The 15,186-nt window shown below is 47.7% G+C and carries 18 protein-coding genes; all 18 read left to right on the top strand.

The features are described 5' to 3' along the window. Positions 1-3: 3 nt before the first annotated feature. The 18 genes from gcvH to IEV19_RS05790 all read left to right on the top strand — a co-directional run bounded on the left by gcvH (position 4) and on the right by IEV19_RS05790 (position 15,178). Positions 4-384 carry a glycine cleavage system protein GcvH gene (gene gcvH, locus IEV19_RS05875; protein WP_188369738.1) on the top strand — a complete coding sequence of 127 codons (381 nt, stop codon included), beginning with the start codon at positions 4-6 and terminating at the stop codon, positions 382-384. Next, positions 377-769, top strand: coding sequence for a VanZ family protein (locus tag IEV19_RS05870; RefSeq protein WP_188369737.1), 393 nt, complete (start codon positions 377-379; stop codon positions 767-769). Before gcvH ends, IEV19_RS05870 begins: the two co-directional genes overlap by 8 nt. Before the next feature lie 59 nt (positions 770-828). Continuing rightward, positions 829-1,533 carry an energy transducer TonB gene (locus IEV19_RS05865; protein WP_188369736.1) on the top strand — a complete coding sequence of 235 codons (705 nt, stop codon included), beginning with the start codon at positions 829-831 and terminating at the stop codon, positions 1,531-1,533. Between the two features lie 240 nt (positions 1,534-1,773). Further along, positions 1,774-2,676, top strand: coding sequence for a heme o synthase (gene cyoE / locus IEV19_RS05860; protein WP_188369735.1), 903 nt, complete (start codon positions 1,774-1,776; stop codon positions 2,674-2,676). Between the two features lies 1 nt (position 2,677). Next, positions 2,678-3,256: a cytochrome c oxidase subunit 3 gene (locus IEV19_RS05855; protein WP_188369734.1), complete on the top strand. Its 579-nt coding sequence runs from the start codon at positions 2,678-2,680 to the stop codon at positions 3,254-3,256. A gap of 99 nt (positions 3,257-3,355) precedes the next feature. Further along, entirely contained in the window at positions 3,356-4,333 is a 978-nt protein-coding gene (locus tag IEV19_RS05850; protein ID WP_188369733.1) for a cytochrome c oxidase subunit 3, read from the top strand. A 33-nt stretch (positions 4,334-4,366) separates the two neighbouring features. Beyond that, positions 4,367-4,750 carry a cytochrome C oxidase subunit IV family protein gene (locus tag IEV19_RS05845; protein ID WP_188369732.1) on the top strand — a complete coding sequence of 128 codons (384 nt, stop codon included), beginning with the start codon at positions 4,367-4,369 and terminating at the stop codon, positions 4,748-4,750. Between the two features lie 71 nt (positions 4,751-4,821). After that, on the top strand, positions 4,822-5,457 hold the full coding sequence (locus IEV19_RS05840) for a hypothetical protein (RefSeq protein ID WP_188369731.1): 636 nt from the start codon (positions 4,822-4,824) through the stop codon (positions 5,455-5,457). Further along, positions 5,454-6,182, top strand: a complete 729-nt coding sequence (locus IEV19_RS05835) for an SCO family protein (protein WP_188369730.1) — start codon at positions 5,454-5,456, stop codon at positions 6,180-6,182. The genes IEV19_RS05840 and IEV19_RS05835 overlap by 4 nt, the downstream gene beginning before the upstream one ends. Before the next feature lies 1 nt (position 6,183). Beyond that, positions 6,184-6,714 (top strand): DUF420 domain-containing protein, encoded by a 531-nt coding sequence (locus IEV19_RS05830; protein ID WP_188369729.1) that lies wholly within the window; start codon positions 6,184-6,186, stop codon positions 6,712-6,714. A gap of 16 nt (positions 6,715-6,730) precedes the next feature. Continuing rightward, positions 6,731-6,973, top strand: coding sequence for a CAMCR motif-containing small membrane protein (locus IEV19_RS05825; RefSeq protein ID WP_188369728.1), 243 nt, complete (start codon positions 6,731-6,733; stop codon positions 6,971-6,973). Positions 6,974-7,061: 88 nt separating this feature from the next. Beyond that, entirely contained in the window at positions 7,062-8,306 is a 1,245-nt protein-coding gene (locus IEV19_RS05820) for an ABC transporter permease (protein WP_188369727.1), read from the top strand. A 13-nt stretch (positions 8,307-8,319) separates the two neighbouring features. Beyond that, positions 8,320-9,579, top strand: coding sequence for an ABC transporter permease (locus tag IEV19_RS05815; RefSeq protein WP_188369726.1), 1,260 nt, complete (start codon positions 8,320-8,322; stop codon positions 9,577-9,579). A gap of 29 nt (positions 9,580-9,608) precedes the next feature. Then, a complete protein-coding gene (locus tag IEV19_RS05810; RefSeq protein WP_188369725.1) occupies positions 9,609-10,721 on the top strand; it encodes an efflux RND transporter periplasmic adaptor subunit in 1,113 nt (370 codons plus the stop codon). A gap of 96 nt (positions 10,722-10,817) precedes the next feature. Beyond that, on the top strand, positions 10,818-11,519 hold the full coding sequence (locus IEV19_RS05805) for an ABC transporter ATP-binding protein (protein WP_188369724.1): 702 nt from the start codon (positions 10,818-10,820) through the stop codon (positions 11,517-11,519). Then, positions 11,512-12,744, top strand: a complete 1,233-nt coding sequence (locus IEV19_RS05800) for an ABC transporter permease (RefSeq protein WP_188369723.1) — start codon at positions 11,512-11,514, stop codon at positions 12,742-12,744. The genes IEV19_RS05805 and IEV19_RS05800 overlap by 8 nt, the downstream gene beginning before the upstream one ends. 1 nt (position 12,745) lies before the next feature. Further along, entirely contained in the window at positions 12,746-14,008 is a 1,263-nt protein-coding gene (locus tag IEV19_RS05795) for an ABC transporter permease (RefSeq protein ID WP_188369722.1), read from the top strand. Between the two features lie 36 nt (positions 14,009-14,044). Then, positions 14,045-15,178 (top strand): efflux RND transporter periplasmic adaptor subunit, encoded by a 1,134-nt coding sequence (locus tag IEV19_RS05790; RefSeq protein ID WP_188369721.1) that lies wholly within the window; start codon positions 14,045-14,047, stop codon positions 15,176-15,178. The last annotated feature ends 8 nt before the right edge of the window (positions 15,179-15,186 follow it).

Here is a 15,186-nt window from a genome sequence, read left to right as displayed (position 1 = left end):
AAGATGAACATACCATCCGATTTGAAGTATACCAAGGATCACGAGTGGGTCCGGATTGAGGGGGATACCGCAACGGTAGGCATTACAGATTTTGCACAGGGTGAGCTGGGCGATATCGTTTATGTGGAAGTAGAGACCCTGGACGAGACCCTCGATAAGGAAGAGGTATTCGGTACGGTGGAAGCCGTAAAGACAGTGTCTGATCTCTTTCTGCCTCTGAGCGGGGAGATCATCGCCTTTAACGAAGCCCTTGAAGACGAGCCTGAAAAGGTAAATACTGATCCATACGGAGAAGGATGGATGATCAAGATCAAGTTCAGTGATGCAGCCGAGATCGAGGATTTAATGAGCGATTCGGATTATAAGGAACTCGTGGGTGCCTAAGCGGAACCTCTTCGGTATTGCCTTTATCACCTGGATGGTGTTCATCACTGTCCTAAGTCTCGTATCCTTTGACGATGACACCTCTTTGGATCTGGAAATTCCATATTTCGATAAGATTGTACACTTTACCTTTTACTTTATTGCCGCTGTCCTGGGGGGTCTTTTCTTGCTCTCCTCAAAACAAAAGGTAAAAGCAAACAAACAATTGTTCCTGAAATTCTTATTCGGACTCATAGGGTATGGTATAATTATTGAAGTATTTCAAGGGAGCTTTACGACCTACAGGAGTGCCGAATTACTGGATATCCTCGCGAATTCTGTCGGGGCGATAATTGGAATACTGCTAATCCGGGTAGTGTATAGGAAAGGAGCCGTAGCGAATTGAAAAAAATTACGGTTTTTATAAATTAATGGTTAAATTAGCGAACCTGTAAATCAATAAATATGGAACTGAAAAAGAATCCAAAAGCCGATTTAAGAAAGAACAGCGGACTCTATTTTGTCCTCGGGCTGGCTGTAGTTATGCTTTTGGTCTTCATCGCCTTCGAATGGAAGACCTATGACAAGGTAGCTGACTACGATATCTCCCTAAACGTGGAAGACATGCTGGATGAGGAAGTTCCTATGACGGAACAGATCAAAACCCCACCGCCACCACCGCCACCTGCAGCACCTGAAGTGATCGAAGTTGTAGAAGATGAGGAAGAAGTGGAAGAGACCATCATCGAGTCTACTGAGACCAGTCAGGAAGAAGAGATCATCGAGGTAGAAGATGTTGCTGTTGAAGAGGATGACATCGATGTGGATGTGCCCTTTGCGGTCATCGAAGACGTACCTGTGTTCCCCGGCTGTGAAGGAGCCAGTGACAAGAGGGCTTGTTTTAACGAAATGATGCAGAAGCATATCATCAAGAATTTCCGCTATCCCGAGATCGCCCAGGAGATGGGAGTACAGGGAAGGGTGAACGTGATGTTTACTATCCAAAAAGACGGAACGATTGGTAATATCCGCTACAGAGGTCCGGACAAGAACCTGGAGGCTGAAGCCCTGAGAATTATCGAAAAGCTTCCGAGGATGACTCCAGGGAAGCAAAGGGGAAGACCGGTAAGGGTACCCTTCAGTATCCCGATCGTGTTTAAGCTTCAGTAAAAGAAAAGCATATTCAATTCAGAAAACCCTGACGATAGTCGGGGTTTTTTTGATTATTACATAAACGTTTATCACCCTGTAAATAGAGTTGAAATTTGCAGAGAGTTCACCTGATGAAACGGGGTATAAAGCCTTTGATCGGCAGGAATTTGTGCTGAATCCTAAAGATAGTATAAAGCCCTTCATTTCGTTGCAAAAATATACTGCGGACCGTATCTTTGCAGCCTTATAAAAATGTGGATGAAGTCGGCAGTAGGCACGGTAACCTCATATTCCTGGATATTGAATTTTTCTGACTTTAAGGAGATCACCAAAGCAAGGCTGGCCTTGAGCGTGGTCTTTTCCTCGATCGCCGGATATTTCTTGGGAGCGTATGAGATCGAATGGACCTCCGTGGCACTACTGGCTGTAGGTGGATATTGCATGGTCGGGGCTTCCAATGCGTATAATCAGGTAATCGAAAAAGACCTGGATGCCCTAATGTCAAGAACAAGGAACCGGCCTGTGCCTTCAGGGCGAATGTCTACAAGAACCGCGCTGACCATTGCCGTGAGTATGACCGTCCTGGGTGTGATCATCCTCTATTTTCTGAATCCAAAGACGGCCATGTTCGGGGCCATTTCGATTTTTCTTTATACCAGTGTATATACTCCCCTGAAGACCGTTACCCCTCTGGCAGTTTTTGTGGGTGCGATCCCCGGGGCCATTCCCTTTATGCTGGGATGGGTGGCGGCTACGAATGATTTCGGCATAGAACCCGGTACCTTGTTCATGATACAGTTCTTCTGGCAATTTCCCCATTTCTGGGCACTGGCCTGGATGCTGGATGATGACTACAGGAAAGCCGGCTTCCGCTTGCTGCCCACGGGTAAAAAGGACAAGGGTACAGCTGTACAGGTCATCATGTACACCGTCTGGATGATCATCATCTCAGTGATACCCTACTTTGGGATCACCGGGCGCCTGCAACTCTCCCTGGCGGGGGGTATCGTCATCCTGATGATGGGGCTGGCTATGCTCGGATTTGCCTTCAGGCTCTTCGAGAAAAGAGACAATGCCTCTGCCAGGAAACTCATGCTCGCCAGCGTCTCCTACATAAGTCTTATGCAACTGGTATACGTAGCTGATAAATTCATTTCTTAATATGGATCTGACACAAGGAACACAAAAGCAAAAGAACGAAAGAGCCAAGAAGATGATGCTCTGGTTCGGGATCATCAGTCTGCTGATGGGATTCGCCGGATGGACCAGTGCTTTTATCGTGAGCAGCTCCCGTGAAGACTGGCTGACCGATTTTAGTCTGCCCACAGCCTTCTATTACAGCACGGCGGTGATCGTGCTCAGCAGCCTTACCTATATTCTCGCCCGAAAGTCTGTAAAGATAGGAGACCAGAAATCGGCCACCGGGTGGCTGGTTGGTACCCTTGTACTGGGTATCGTGTTCATTGTACTTCAATTTGCGGGATTCAGCGAGATCATTGCACAGGGGTATTATTTTACCGGTCCGACCAGCAATATCACCATGTCATATATTTTTCTGATCGCAGCCGTGCATATCCTGCACGTGGTAGCCGGGATCATTTCCCTCCTGGTGGTCCTGTTCAGGCAGATCAGGGGCAAGTACATACCGGATGATATGCTGGGGATGGATTTGGGGGCCACCTTCTGGCACTTCCTGGACCTTTTATGGGTATACCTGGTTCTCTTTTTCTATTTCTTCTAATAGAGGGAAAAAAAACACTCCCATTGCCATGGGATTCGCTTTTCTTTCCTGTAAAAAAATGTATTTTTGCTAAACTTATCTTAACAAGACCAAATTTATATGGATACGACAATCTCTACGGGAGCTGAAGAAGAAAGTGTATGGGGTGGCGGTAACCGTCCGTTGGGGGCGAGTTATGGCAAACTCATGATGTGGTTCTTTATCGTTTCTGATGCCCTTACCTTCTCCGGTTTCCTGGCTTCCTATGGATTTTCCAGATTCAAGTTCATCGAGACCTGGCCTATTGCCGATGAGGTGTTCACCCACGTGCCTTTCATACACGGGAATTTCCCCATGTACTACGTGGCCTTTATGACATTTATCCTCATCATGTCTTCTGTGACAATGGTACTGGCTGTAGACGCTGGCCACAGGATGATGAAAAACAAAGTGATCCTCTACATGTTCCTGACCATCATAGGCGGGGCCATATTCGTGGGCTCACAGGCATGGGAATGGGCTACCTTTATCAAAGGAGATTACGGAGCCCTTGAGACCAAAGGAGGGCGTATCCTCCAGTTTGTACAAGCCGATACAGGACAGCGTGCGGCTCTGGCCGACTTCGCTCAGGTGATCCCTTCAGAAAGGGAAACCCTTCAACGGAATGACGGAGTATGGTTCTCCAGTGAATCCTCACTTCCCTCTTATTCCCTGGAAGAGGTAAAACAGGGATTTTTGTCTAATCCCAATATCCTGATCCGCACAGAGACACTGAACGCCGAAGGGGAGAAAACCTTGCTGACCCGGGAAGAATCCCTGGCCAAGATCAAGGATGCCACGCTCGTTGTGGAAGGCGCCAACCTGATCCGAAATGAATACGGCAGCCGGCTCTTCGCAGACTTTTTCTTCTTTATCACGGGCTTTCACGGATTTCACGTGTTCTCCGGGGTAGTGATCAACGTGATCATCTTCTTCAATATCATCCTGGGAACCTATGAGCGACGGGGACATTACGAAATGGTGGAGAAGGTAGGGTTGTACTGGCACTTTGTAGACCTTGTCTGGGTATTCGTCTTCACGTTCTTCTACCTCGTTTAAATCATATAAATACAAGAATAAAAAGCATCTCGCATGGCACACGAACATAAATTAGCAATCTTCAGGGGAACACTGAAATTTAAGTCGAACACCCAAAAAATTTGGGGTGTCCTGATCTTCCTCTCGATTGTGACAACCGTAGAAGTAGCCCTGGGTATCACCAAACCTGAGATACTCACCGGGAATACACTTATTGGGATGAAGTTACTCAACTGGATCTTCATCATCCTGACCCTGGTGAAGGCATATTACATAGCCTGGGATTTTATGCACCTCAGGGATGAGAAGAGTTCATTGAGAAGGGCTATAGTATGGACCCCGATCTTCCTGGTAAGCTACCTGATCTTTATCCTCCTCTTCGAGGCCGATTATATCTATAATGTCTTTAAGGACGGGTATTTGCAATGGAATTTCTAACATTGAATTAACAACTTAAAAAGACGGTATCACAACCGTCTTTTTTATTTTTGTAAAGCTTTTGAAGCAGCATGAAAAAGACCTTTGTACTTGTTGTCCTGTTTATTCTTCCCCTGGTGGCCTACCTCTTTTTTGCCTCGGGGGTAAACAACTTTGGACGCCTTCCCACCCTTACCGAAAACGTTTCCGAATTGGACGCGATGGATACAGAAGTGAGGTTGCAGGACAAGATCACCATCCTGGGTTTTCTGGGGAGAGATGCTTCTCTGAGGAAAGGAAACGCCTTTAACCTGAATCAGAAGATCTACAAACGCTTCTATGAATTCAACGATTTTCAGATGGTGATGGTCATGCCGAAGGGAACGGAGGACATAGCGGACGAGATCAGGGAGGAACTCAGCAACCTTACCGATACATCTAACTGGAATTTCGTCTTTGCAGAAGACAAGGCGATCGAGGAGTTGTTCACATCTCTGAATTCGGACCTGCAGCTGGATGAAGGCCTGGGCACCCCCTATGTCTTTATCATAGACAAAGACAGGAACCTTAGGGGGAGAAAAGACGATGAGGACGAAGGGACCAAATACGGGTTCAATACCAATTCCGTAGCAGAATTGAACAACAAGATGGAAGACGATGTAAAGATCATCCTTGCCGAATACCGCCTCGCCCTTAAAAAGAATAACGCCCAAAGGAAGAAGGGATGAAAAACAAGTACACCTACGTCTGGGTCTCTCTCGTCATTCTCGTCTTCGGTATCATTTTTATCCCGAGGATCATAGAAAGGGTGAAGTCGGGCAGCGTTGTTGAGAACACCCGGATGAACGTAGTCCAGGGTACGGAAAGGCCCCTGGAGTATATCACCCTCAACAACAAGAAGAGGCGTGTCCCTGAATTCAGTTTTCTCAACCAGGACAGTCTCCTGATCTCAAATGAGGATTACAAAGGCAAGGTCTACGTTGTGGAATTCTTCTTTACCACCTGCCCCACCATCTGCCCCATCATGAATCAGAACCTGGTAGAGATACAGGATGAATTCCGCGAATTCGACAATTTCGGGATCGCCTCCTTTACCATCAATCCGGAGTATGACACTCCCATCGTCCTCAAGGCTTATGCGGAAAAGTACGGGATTACGGATATGGACTGGAACCTCCTTACCGGCAGTCAGGAGGAAGTGATGAAACTGGCCAATGAAGGCTTTAACATCTTTGCGGCAAGCGACCCAAACGTCCCTGGCGGATTTGAGCATTCAGGTCTTTTTGCCCTGGTGGACAAAAACGGATATATCCGATCCAGAAAGGACCCCTACGGTAATCCCTTAGTCTATTACCGTGGAACCATCACCGAATCCCAGGGTGAGAATTTTGAAGGAGAACAGGAACAGATAAGTATTCTCAAAGAAGACATAAAAAAACTATTGCTAGAATAAGATGAGTACAATGACATTAACAGAAAAACAGGTAAACAGGGGAATTACAATTATCTCTATCCTGATCCCCATTGTAGTTGCTGTATTGTTTGGCGTAAGACTACCTGATGTGGAACCCCTGAGTTTCCTGCCCCCCATATATGCAGGGATCAATGGATTAACCGCCGTATTATTGATAGCGGCAGTATGGGCCATTAAAAACGGAAAACGACTGTTGCATCAGCGATTGATGACCACCTGCATAGGTCTTTCCCTGGTTTTCCTGGTGATGTATGTGGCCTATCACATGACCTCTGACAGCACCCCATACGGAGGGGAAGGTTGGATTAGATACTTGTACTATTTTATCCTGATCTCACATATAGTTCTTTCCATCGCGATTATTCCTCTGGTACTTCATACCTATGCCAGGGCGTACATGAAAAATTTCGAAAGACATAGAAAACTCGCCAGGATCACCTTCCCGGTGTGGTTGTATGTAGCCGTTACAGGGGTTGTTGTATATTTGATGATCTCTCCCTATTACACCTAAGGATCCTTTGAACGCGATGAAAACGCTTCCAATAAATTCCCGTAAAATTCTGCCTTTCCTGCTTCTTTTGGCAGTGCTGGCTTTCCCTGGGATCGCTGAGGCCCAATGTGCCATGTGCCGCGCAGTACTGGAGAGCGAAGGAAATACGTCGGTAGCCGAGGGCATCAACAATGGGATCGTCTACCTGATGGCCATACCCTATATCCTGATCGGGGCATTGTTTTTCTTTATCTATCGGAAGATGAGGTCCTCAGCCTGAATTTTAACATTCATTTAATGTAACTTCCTGTAACAAATCGGACCTTGGAGAGTCTCTTTAGTATCCCGGGAATCCTAACACTAACCCAATGTTCGATCTGGAGAGATGGCAAGAGATCTTCGACACCATCCGCAAAAACAAACTGCGCACCTTTCTCACCGGCTTATCTGTAGCCTCGGGGATCTTTATCCTTGTGATCCTCCTGGGATTTGGCCAAGGGATGCAGAATGGGATCAGTTATGAGTTCGAAGAGGATGCGACTACAGAAGTAGAGGTTTGGCCAGGAGTGACTACAAAGGGATATATGGGGTTAAACCCTGGAAGGAGGATACAGCTGCGGAACGAGAACTACCAAACTGCAAATTCGCTTTACAGTAAAGAAATTGAATACAAATCGCCCCTGGTCTTTGTCAATAATGTCAGTGTCAACTACGGGAAGGAAGCGCTCGTCTATTCCGTGCGAGGAGTTTCTCAGGATTACCAGTTTATAGAAAATGCCAGATTGCACGAAGGCCGGTTCCTGAATCTCAAGGATATGACCAGTACGGGCAAGGTGGCGGTCATCGGTAAAAAGATAAAGGATGATGTGTTCCTCGATGTGGAAACCCCCATTGGAGAATTTATCAATATCTCAGGGGTTCTTTTTAAAATCATCGGTGTTTTTGACGAACGGGAAGAGCGGGAGGAAGAACGTATCTATATTCCTGTCACAACCGCTCAGAAGGTATTTAATGGTGCAGACAGGATCAGCAATATTTCTTACACCCTGCCTAAGGTCGATAATTTTGACCAGGCCGTGGCACAGGCCGTTTCCTTTAAGGAAAATCTCCGCTCCTATCTTCAGCAGGCACATACCGTAGCTCCCGATGATACGAGTGCCATTCAGGTCTGGAGTGCTCTTGAGGAAGCCAAACGCTACTTCAGCCTTATCGGCAATATCAAGTTCTTCTTTTGGTTTGTCGGGATCTGCACCATCATCGCAGGGGTGGTAGGGGTAAGCAATATCATGCTCATTGTGGTCAAAGAAAGGACGAGGGAGATCGGGATCCGAAAGGCTCTGGGTGCCAAACCCTGGTCGATCATACTCATGATCCTGCACGAGGCCATTTTTGTAACGGCTATTTCAGGTTTTGCCGGCCTTATCTTCAGCATGGCTATCCTTGAGATCGTCGGACCCCATGTACAGGTGGATTACGTCGTCAACCCCTCAGTAAATTTCAATGTCGCTCTGGCGACGGTTTTTGTTCTGATACTGGCGGGAACGGTGGCAGGATTCTTTCCAGCCTGGCGTGCCGCCAATATCCATACCATTGATGCCCTGAGGGATGAATAAAAAGATATAAAAGATGTTTAACCGGGATCGCTGGAAAGAGATTTTAGAAGTGCTGACCACCAACTGGTTCCGGACGGTCCTGACCGCATTTGGGGTGTTCTGGGGAATCCTTATTCTCATCATCCTGCTTTCTGCAGGAAAGGGGCTGGAAAATGGGATACGAGCCGATTTTGGTGACATTGCGACCAACACTATGTTCATGTGGACACGGAGTACGACCAAGGCGCATATGGGACTGCCGATAGGCCGGAACTTCAATTACAAAACAGAAGATGTCGAAACCCTCTGGGAGAAATTTCCACAGCTTAGATTTATATCTCCCCGGAACCAACTCGGGGGATTTGGCGGGAATAACAATGTGATTCGGGGCCTTAAGACTGGTGCTTATAACGTCTATGGCGACTATCCTGAGATTATCCAGCAAGAACCTATGGCTATTACTGCTGGACGGTTCATCAACCAGAGCGATATAGAGAACAAGAGGAAGGTGGCTGTGATTGGTCTTGGTGTTAAGAATGAACTTTACGAGGCAGGAGAAGAGATCCTGGGTTCCTATATCAAGATTCAGGGAGTTAACTTTTTAGTTGTCGGGACTTACAAGAAAAGATCCGGAAATGGAAATGGCGAAGAAGGCCAGAAAGAGATCTATGTTCCCTTTACCTCTTTTTCCCAGGCCTTTAACCGGGGAAATAATGTGGGTTGGATGGCCATTACGGCAAAGGATGAATTCCCTATTACCAGCCTGAAGATGGGGATTGTTAATGAGATGAAACGGGTGCATAAAATACACCCTGAAGACACCCGCGCTATTGGCTTTTTTGATCTCTATGAAGAATTCAATAGGGTGGAAAGCCTGTTCGGTGCCATGAGCTTTATCGGATATTTTGTGGGTATTCTCGTCCTTCTTTCCGGGATCATAGGGGTGAGCAACATTATGCTTATTGTGGTTAAGGAGCGTACCAAGGAGATCGGGATCCGAAGGGCCCTGGGGGAAGATCCCTGGTCTATCCGGAAACAGATCCTGCTCGAGTCGATCTTCCTGACCATTATTTCCGGTATGGCCGGTATCGTAGTGGGTGCCTTGTTCATCTACGGGGTCAACGCCCTTCTCGATGCCAACGGGCCCGTAGATATGTTTATGAATCCCAGCGTCAACCTCGGAGTGGTCTCCGCGGCTTTGTTTATCCTGATCATTTCCGGACTCCTGGCAGGATTTATACCGGCCCAGAGCGCGATCAAGGTCCGACCGATAGACGCCCTGAGAACTGAATAAAGAATCAAACTGAAATAATCCAATTGAAAATGAAAAAATCTGTTACCGTTATCATCCTCCTGCTTATTGTGATCACCTTCGGCGGAGCCATGATCTACCTCTATCAAAAGAACGCTGAGGATCCGGTAGTCTATGAGACTGAACAGGCAGAGAAGCGAACCATCATCAAAAAAACTGTGGCGACGGGCAGTATCCTTCCCCTGGAAGAGGTCCTGATCAAGCCTAATATTTCCGGGGTCATCGACGAGATCTATGTGGAAGGGGGAGACTATGTTAAATCCGGGGATCTGATCGCCAGGATCAGGGTGGTGCCCAACCTCAATGCCCTGAACGATGCAAAAAATGCGATTGAAGATGCCAGGATCAGCCTGGAGGACCAAAGACGGAACTTCGATCGCCAGAGTGAGCTGTTCTCACGGGGCGTGATCTCGAAGGTGGATCTGGAGCGGGCCCAGGTGACCTATGACCAGGCCAAACAAGCCTATTCTGCTGCCAATAAACGCTATGACATCGTTCAGACCGGTACAACCAGCGGACTCAGCAATGCGGCCAATACGCTGATCCGTGCGACCGTCAGTGGGATGGTCCTGGAAGTGCCTGTAGAAGTGGGCAACCAGGTGATCGAGAGCAACAACTTTAATGAAGGCACTACCATTGCAGCGATTGCCGATGTGAACAAGATGATCTTTGAGGGAAAGGTAGACGAATCGGAAGTAGGGAAAATAAAAGAAGATCTGCCTCTCGAAATTACCGTGGGAGCTATTGAGAACAAGGTGTTCAATGCAGTACTGGATTACATCGCTCCCAAAGGGAAGGCCGAAAATGGCGCTATACAGTTCGAGATCAAAGGGACCCTGGAGAAGGGAGATACAGTATTTATCCGTGCCGGTCTGAGTGCTAACGCATCTATCATCCTGGCCAGGGCAGACAGTGTTCTGGCGATCAAGGAAGCCCTTGTACAATTCGATCCGGAGACCAAGAAGCCCTTTGTGGAAGTGGCCACAGGAGAACAGCAGTTTACCCGCAAGGATATAGAGTTGGGGATCAGCGACGGGATCTATGTGGAGGTACAGTCCGGACTCTCTTCCGAAGACAGGATCAAGGTCTGGAATGCCATTCAACCCGAATCATTCGGCGGCTAGGCTATTTTAACACTATTTTTAATTAAATCTTGTAACATTTCCGCACCTTGTCAGTCCAATGACAGGACGGAATCTGAAAAAAGAAACGCACCAACCATGATTGAAATAAAAGATCTGCACAAATCGTACAAAATGGGAAGCAATTCCCTCCACGTACTCAAAGGGATCAACTTTAATGTTGAAGATGGTGAACTGGTAGCCATCATGGGGTCTTCGGGTTCCGGCAAGTCAACTCTTTTGAATATCCTCGGGATGCTTGACGAAGCTGACTCAGGTACGTATGTCCTCGATGGCATCCCTATTAAGAATCTCAACGAGACCAAGGCTGCCAACTACCGCAACAAGTTCCTGGGTTTCATCTTCCAGTCTTTTAACCTGATCAACTATAAAACGGCCCTGGAAAATGTGGCCCTTCCGCTTTACTACCAGAAGATGCCCAGAAAGCAGCGACAAGAGAAGGCGATGAAATACCTGGAGCAGGTGGGATTGAAAGAATGGTCGCACCATTTACCCAGCGAATTATCTGGAGGGCAGAAGCAAAGGGTGGCCATCGCCCGGGCTATGGTTGCAGAACCCAAAGTACTGCTTGCGGACGAGTTAACAGGAGCACTGGACAGTAAGACCTCCTATGAGGTGATGGAACTTATACAGAACATCAACGACCAGGGAAATACCATCCTGGTGGTAACGCATGAGCCGGATATCGCGCAGATGTGTAAGCGCATTGTCCACCTGAAGGACGGAGTGATCGTCAAGGATGAAAAAGTCAAACAAGTTAGGGCCAAAGTAAATGTTTAGCAGAGATACCTGGCAGGAAATATTTCTCACCATCCGGAAGAACAAGCTCAGAACCGTTCTTTCCGGGTTTACGGTGTCTTTGGGGATACTCATCTTTGTAGGCCTTGTTGGGCTGACGAACGGGCTCCAGAACACCTTTGAATATTTCTTTTCCCAGGATGCCACCAATGTGATGTACATCTTCCCGGGCCGTACTTCAATGCCCTACAAAGGATATAAGGCACTTCGGCAGATCGAATTGGAGAACAGTGACCTGGAAGACATCAAAAAGGACTTTCCCATGTTCGTGGAGTATATCTCTCCCAGGATCTTCCGCAGCGCACTGGTCAAGTACAAGGAAGAGTCCAATAACTACACCACGATCGGGGTCGACTGGGGGCAGCAATTCGCTGAAAAGACCATTATGATGAAAGGCCGGTATATCAACCAGGAGGATGTAAAGAACCGGACCAAGAATGCCGTCATTGGCAGGTTGGTAGAACAGGACCTCTTTGGCAACATGAACTCCATGGGCAAGTATATCGATGTGGGTGGCAGTGTCTTCAAGGTCGTTGGCGTATTCCAGGACGATGGGGGAGATAATGAAGAACGACAATTGTATATTCCGTACACCACCCGCCAGCTCATAGAAAAGAACACTGATAAGATCGGCCAGATCGTGATCGGGTTTAAGGAAGAACTGGGATATACCGGGGCCATGGCCTTTCAGCGGAGCCTGGAGAAATACCTGAAACAGAAAAAATTTATCAGTCCGGAGGACAACAACGGATTCTTCATCCGAAATGTAGCAGATCAGTTAAAGCAAAACCAGGATTTTGCCTTTGTACTGGCCATTATCGCGGCCCTGGTGGCCTTCGGGACCATCATAGCCGGGATCATCGGGATCTCTAACATTATGGTTTATGTGGTCAAGGAAAGGACCAAGGAGATCGGTATTCGCAAGGCGATCGGGGCTACCCCCAGATCAGTGATCTCCGTGATCTTGCTTGAATCCATTTTTATCACCACCATATCGGGCTTTTTGGGGATGTTTATAGGTATCGCCCTGCTCGGTACCCTGGGGGATAAGCTCATGGATGATTATTTTATCCTAAATCCGGGAATCGGGACCGGGCTGGCTGTTTTCGCCACCCTCCTGTTGATCATTTTCGGCACCCTGGCGGGCTATGTCCCTGCCAAACGGGCTGCCCGAATTAAACCCATAGTAGCACTTAGAGACGAATAGCATGAAGTTTTTATTTGACAAGAATACATGGCAGGAGATCTTCGGTTCTATTGGGAAGAACAAGACTAGGACGATCATAACCGTTATCGGCGTTTTATGGGGGATCTTTATCTATATCGTCCTCGCCGGTGCCTCGACCGGACTTGACAACGGTTTCGAGCGCAATTTTGAATCGGTAGCCAAAAACAGTATCTGGACCTGGTCACAGTCGACCAGCATGCCCTATGCGGGTTATAAAACCGGCAGGAGGTTAACCATTAAGGTACAGGACGCTACTACTTTACAAAATCGTATTCCTGAGATCCAATATATCGCCCCTGTAAATACCAAAGGCGTATTTGGGGGAGAGGCCGCCCTGGGCGTTCGGGGCCTGAAGTCTAACAGTTACCCTGTGTATGGGTATTTCCCGGTAATTGCCAAGATGGCCACCCAGAAGATCTACGACAACGGCCGATTTATCAATGAAGAGGACGAGGATCAGGCGCGTAAGGTCTGTGTGATCGGGGAACGGACCCAGCAGGAATTGTTCGAAAAGGACGAGGATCCTATAGGCGGGTATATCCGGTTAGACGGGATCTATTTTCAGGTAGTGGGGGTCCATAAATTTACGCAGACCACCCCTTTTGGCACAGACGGTGACGTCTACATACCTTTCTCGACGTTCAGAAAACTTTACAACACGGGAGACAATGCCCAGTACTTTACAATAGCCGCCTTTGATGATGCCGATGTGGTACAGGTGGAAAAAGACATCAAATCGGTTTTGAAGAGTATACACAATGTACACCCTGACGATGAAAGGGCCTTTGGGGCTTTTAACCTGGGGGAGGTATTCGGTAAGATCATGGGCTTTGCCAATGGTCTGACGTTCGTATCCCTGATTGTAGGCCTGGCCACTATTTTAGCTGGTGTCATTGGTATTGGCAATATACTTCTCATCTCGGTCAAGGAGAGAACCAAAGAACTGGGGATCAGAAGGGCGCTGGGGGCCACCCCCAGGGAGGTGAGGTCGCTCATCATCCTGGAATCGGTATTCCTGACCATGATCGCCGGTATTGTGGGGATCATTATGGGTGCCGGGGTGCTCAACCTCATCAACAATGCCACACAAGACATTGAGTTTCCCTATACCAATCCAACGGTGCCTATCCCCCTGGTGATCGGAGCACTTCTGGTGATGGTGGTTCTGGGAACACTTATCGGTCTTATCCCGGCTCAGAGAGCCGTCAGTATCAAACCAATTGACGCATTGAGAGAAGAATAATAACTAACAACTTTAAATAAATAACACGGTAAGAAGATGAACAAATATGTAAAATACGGACTGATCGGAGTCCTGGTATTAGGCGCCTTGTGGGCGGCAGCTTTCTTTATCAAATCGAACAGCAAGGGAGCCATTACCTACGATACCAAAAAACCTTTTATCTCCAGTATTGAGAAGAAAACGGTTGCGACGGGTAAGGTCATCCCCCAGGAAGAGGTGGAGATCAAACCTCAGATCTCAGGGATCATTGACAAGATCTTTCTGGAGGAAGGCGAAGATGTCAGAGCGGGAGACCTGATTGCCGTTATCAAGGTGGTGCCGAACGAACAGGCGCTTAATTCAGCCCTGGGAAGGGTGAGGAATGCCGAGGCAGCACTGAGTAATGTAAAGATTGAGTACGATAGGAATAAGCAGCTCTTTGATCGTGGTGTGATTTCCAGCCAGGATTTCAATAACCTGCAGCTGAGATATGATCAGGCTCAATTGGAACTCGAAAACTCAAGGGCCGATTACCAGATCATCAGGCTGGGATCAGCAGGGGGGTCGGCCAGTGCCAATACCAATATCCGGGCTACAGTGAACGGTACCATCCTCGAGATACCCGTAGAGGTAGGAGACCAGGTCATACAGAGTAACAACTTCAATGACGGGACTACCATAGCCACTATCGCAGACCTCAAGACCATGATCTTTGAAGGAAAGGTAGACGAAGGGGAAGTAGGAAAGTTGAAGATCGGGATGCCTCTGGAGATCAGCCTGGGCGCCATTGAGGATCAGAAACTGGAGGCTAAACTGAAATTTATCGCCCCAAAAGGTATCGAAGAGGCCGGGGCAGTTCAATTCAAGATCGAAGGGGATGTGGCCCTGAATGATTCCATCTTTATCAGGGCGGGATACAGCGCTAACGCTTCACTCGTCCTTGAGAAAAAGGACAGTATCATGGTGATCCCGGAAGCCTTGCTTCAATTTGATAAGGAAACGGATAAGCCCTATGTGGAGATAGCCACCGGCGATCAGCAGTTTGAAAGAAGGGATATCGAGATCGGTATTTCCGACGGGGTGAATGTCGAGATCATTTCCGGCCTGACCGAAGAGGACGAGGTGAAGGTCTGGAATAAGACCGAACCGATCAAACGCGGGGAGGATGAGGAAGAAGAAGCCACCAGCTGATCATAATG

The sequence above is a fragment of the Muriicola marianensis genome (genome assembly GCF_014638095.1).
Classification (GTDB): Bacteria; Bacteroidota; Bacteroidia; order Flavobacteriales; family Flavobacteriaceae; genus Muriicola; species Muriicola marianensis.
This window is presented reverse-complemented; position numbering and strand designations above follow the sequence as displayed.

Excerpts from the sequence above, each read along its gene's own strand:
- gcvH (WP_188369738.1), top strand. The coding sequence starts at position 4 with ATGAACATACCATCCGATTTGAAGTATACCAAGGATCACGAGTGGGTC.
- IEV19_RS05865 (WP_188369736.1), top strand. The coding sequence starts at position 829 with ATGGAACTGAAAAAGAATCCAAAAGCCGATTTAAGAAAGAACAGCGGA.
- cyoE (WP_188369735.1), top strand. The coding sequence starts at position 1,774 with ATGAAGTCGGCAGTAGGCACGGTAACCTCATATTCCTGGATATTGAAT.
- IEV19_RS05855 (WP_188369734.1), top strand. The coding sequence starts at position 2,678 with ATGGATCTGACACAAGGAACACAAAAGCAAAAGAACGAAAGAGCCAAG.
- IEV19_RS05850 (WP_188369733.1), top strand. The coding sequence starts at position 3,356 with ATGGATACGACAATCTCTACGGGAGCTGAAGAAGAAAGTGTATGGGGT.
- IEV19_RS05845 (WP_188369732.1), top strand. The coding sequence starts at position 4,367 with ATGGCACACGAACATAAATTAGCAATCTTCAGGGGAACACTGAAATTT.
- IEV19_RS05840 (WP_188369731.1), top strand. The coding sequence starts at position 4,822 with ATGAAAAAGACCTTTGTACTTGTTGTCCTGTTTATTCTTCCCCTGGTG.
- IEV19_RS05835 (WP_188369730.1), top strand. The coding sequence starts at position 5,454 with ATGAAAAACAAGTACACCTACGTCTGGGTCTCTCTCGTCATTCTCGTC.
- IEV19_RS05830 (WP_188369729.1), top strand. The coding sequence starts at position 6,184 with ATGAGTACAATGACATTAACAGAAAAACAGGTAAACAGGGGAATTACA.
- IEV19_RS05825 (WP_188369728.1), top strand. The coding sequence starts at position 6,731 with ATGAAAACGCTTCCAATAAATTCCCGTAAAATTCTGCCTTTCCTGCTT.
- IEV19_RS05820 (WP_188369727.1), top strand. The coding sequence starts at position 7,062 with ATGTTCGATCTGGAGAGATGGCAAGAGATCTTCGACACCATCCGCAAA.
- IEV19_RS05815 (WP_188369726.1), top strand. The coding sequence starts at position 8,320 with ATGTTTAACCGGGATCGCTGGAAAGAGATTTTAGAAGTGCTGACCACC.
- IEV19_RS05810 (WP_188369725.1), top strand. The coding sequence starts at position 9,609 with ATGAAAAAATCTGTTACCGTTATCATCCTCCTGCTTATTGTGATCACC.
- IEV19_RS05805 (WP_188369724.1), top strand. The coding sequence starts at position 10,818 with ATGATTGAAATAAAAGATCTGCACAAATCGTACAAAATGGGAAGCAAT.
- IEV19_RS05800 (WP_188369723.1), top strand. The coding sequence starts at position 11,512 with ATGTTTAGCAGAGATACCTGGCAGGAAATATTTCTCACCATCCGGAAG.
- IEV19_RS05795 (WP_188369722.1), top strand. The coding sequence starts at position 12,746 with ATGAAGTTTTTATTTGACAAGAATACATGGCAGGAGATCTTCGGTTCT.
- IEV19_RS05790 (WP_188369721.1), top strand. The coding sequence starts at position 14,045 with ATGAACAAATATGTAAAATACGGACTGATCGGAGTCCTGGTATTAGGC.